Origin of the sequence: Nitrospira sp. NS4 (genome assembly GCF_049546785.1) — a bacterium.
Classification (GTDB): Bacteria; Nitrospirota; Nitrospiria; order Nitrospirales; family Nitrospiraceae; genus Nitrospira_D.
This window is the reverse complement of sequence record NZ_JBMWAN010000011.1, coordinates 1-2,163: the sequence shown is the minus strand read 5'-3', so window position 1 is coordinate 2,163 and position 2,163 is coordinate 1. Positions and strand designations below refer to the sequence as shown.

The window sequence follows — 2,163 nt, the reverse complement described above, 5'->3', positions numbered from 1 at the left end:
GGTCCGGGCCGGCACGCGCGTTCCGCTGCACGGCAGCGCCGCGGGCGAGATGTATCTGGCTTTGCAGGACGAAGACGTGCGAACCCGATTGCTGCGGAGCGTCGGGCACGATGTCGAGTCGTGGAACCAGCCGCGCAGTGACGAAGCATTGCCGACCCATCAGGCAGACGGCTATATCTGCCGCCCGAATGAGCGCATTCCCGGCATCACGGATATCGCAACGCCGATCGTCGACAAGTCGGGCTCGGCAATCGCCATCCTCGCTTGCCCATATCTGGCGCTCTCCGGAGAGGCCGGGGCGATGTCGATCAGGCAGATCGGCGTCGCGCTGTGCGAAACCGCACGACGCATCTCCGCGACGGTCGATCAGCGGTTCATGCAATCTGCGGTCGAGATGCCGGCGCGTGAGCCGGTGCGGAGTGCGCGTCGGACGGGCTGAGGGTAACGCGGAGATTCGTATGGCACGGCGCCCGCGCATGCGATAACGCACGATGCGGGGTGGGCAACCCGGCCGTGGATAGTCGGCATGCCCGGACCAAACTCGTTGGCCAGTCGATGCCATTATGAAAAATTCGTGAAATGGCCTGTTCGCTTTTTGCGCCGGCGCATCGGCGGCCGGCATTTCGTGCGCAAGCGCCGGTAGTCGGCAGGTTGTACGAATATCGATAATGACACTACACTGATTATCAGCCGGCGCCGGGACACGCGGTTATCCATTCAATACGCATCGCCAAGTACTAATTAAACGCGTGCCGACAATCGCCATCGAGGATGGTTGCCTTGTTCCTCAATATCCAGCGGGGGGAAAGTGGCGATGAAAATCGGGGCTGCGCATAACCCGTCAGCGGTTTGCTAGCCGAGCGGCGCGCACATGAGCACGACCGGAAGCATTCAGGCGACGTCACTCGGGCTGCATGGCACGAGCCCGGCGATGGCCGACCTGCGCCGCTATCTGGCGAAGGTCGCGCAGACCGATACGACGGTGCTCGTGACCGGCGAAACCGGCACCGGCAAGGAGCGCGTCGCCGCCGCCGTCCATCGCCTCAGCGCCCGCACCGGCAAGCCGTTCATCGCGGTCAACTGCGCCGCCGTGCCTGACAGCCTGTTCGAATCCGAGATGTTCGGCCACGAGCGTGGCGCTTTCACCAGCGCGCAAAACGCGTTTCCCGGCCGCTTCGTCGAGGCCGACGGCGGCACGCTGTTCCTCGACGAAGTCAGCGAGATGCCGCCCGCCGTCCAGGCCAAGCTGCTGCGCCTGCTCGAAGACCGCACGGTGATGCCGGTCGGCTCGCTGCGCCGACGCGCGGTCGACGTCCGGATCGTGGCCGCCAGCAATGAAAGACTGGAGGACCTGGTCGCCGAACGCCGTTTCCGCCCCGATCTGTTTTATCGCCTGAACGTCGCGCGCATCGAGATACCGCCGCTGCGGGAGCGGCCGGAAGACATCGCGTCGATCGTCGATCACTTCGTCGCCGAACACAACCAGCGGCGTGCGATGCGGGTGGGGCGGCCCGATCCGGCGTTGCTCGAATGCATGCGGCACTACCCGTGGCCGGGCAATGTGCGCGAGCTGCGCAACCTGGTCGAGGCGTTGTTCATCGATGCGCCGGAAGGGCGCCCGTTCGGGCTGGGCGATCTGCCGCCGGCGTTTCGCCGCCTGTTCGTGCAGGACTTTTCCGCCGGCGAACATGAGCGCGAGCGGCTGGTCTCGGTGCTGCGCCAGACCAACTGGAACAAGATGGAAGCGGCGCGCCAGATGAACTGGTCGCGCATGACGCTGTACCGCAAGCTGGCCAAGTACAACCTGGACGCCGGCAACACTGCATCAGTGTGACAGCGCGGCTGTCACATGGTACAGCCCGGCAGCCTTCACGCATTCCGGTCCGACCGGGAAATTCCACGGCAAATCATGCGCTTGCGTCAGCGCGCGCGGGTTGGCCCGCTCCTTGCGAAGATCGACGGACAGACCGCCCGTCGCCATGCAAGGAGGCCGTGTGCACGTCATCGAGCCACTCCAGGACGCCCCGCCGGACCCGGCGCAGCCGGCCGGCCAGCCACGGCCGCTGCTGGCCAGTTATGCGAATTATTTCGTGGTCGGGAATAACGCGTTCGAGTTCCTGATCGATGCCGGAAAGGTCGAGCCGCAGTCCGGCAACGTCCAGT

At 65.1% G+C, this 2,163-nt stretch carries 3 protein-coding genes; 2 read left to right on the top strand and 1 reads right to left on the bottom strand.

The window, feature by feature from the left end:
* Both ACO9S2_RS17630 and ACO9S2_RS17625 read left to right on the top strand, forming a co-directional pair.
* A partial coding sequence (locus ACO9S2_RS17630) for an IclR family transcriptional regulator domain-containing protein (RefSeq protein ID WP_423723733.1) occupies positions 1 to 439 on the top strand: 439 nt, incomplete at its 5' end.
* Positions 440 to 871: 432 nt separating this feature from the next.
* Positions 872 to 1,834: a sigma-54 interaction domain-containing protein gene (locus ACO9S2_RS17625; RefSeq protein WP_105391481.1), complete on the top strand. Its 963-nt coding sequence runs from the start codon at positions 872 to 874 to the stop codon at positions 1,832 to 1,834.
* Here the strand turns inward: ACO9S2_RS17625 and ACO9S2_RS17620 are convergent.
* Positions 1,826 to 2,005: a hypothetical protein gene (locus ACO9S2_RS17620; protein ID WP_423723732.1), complete on the bottom strand. Its 180-nt coding sequence runs from the start codon at positions 2,003 to 2,005 to the stop codon at positions 1,826 to 1,828. The genes ACO9S2_RS17625 and ACO9S2_RS17620 overlap by 9 nt on opposite strands.
* Between the last annotated feature and the right edge of the window lie 158 nt (positions 2,006 to 2,163).

Excerpts from the sequence above, each read along its gene's own strand:
- ACO9S2_RS17620 (WP_423723732.1), bottom strand. The coding sequence starts at position 2,005 with ATGACGTGCACACGGCCTCCTTGCATGGCGACGGGCGGTCTGTCCGTC.
- ACO9S2_RS17625 (WP_105391481.1), top strand. The coding sequence starts at position 872 with ATGAGCACGACCGGAAGCATTCAGGCGACGTCACTCGGGCTGCATGGC.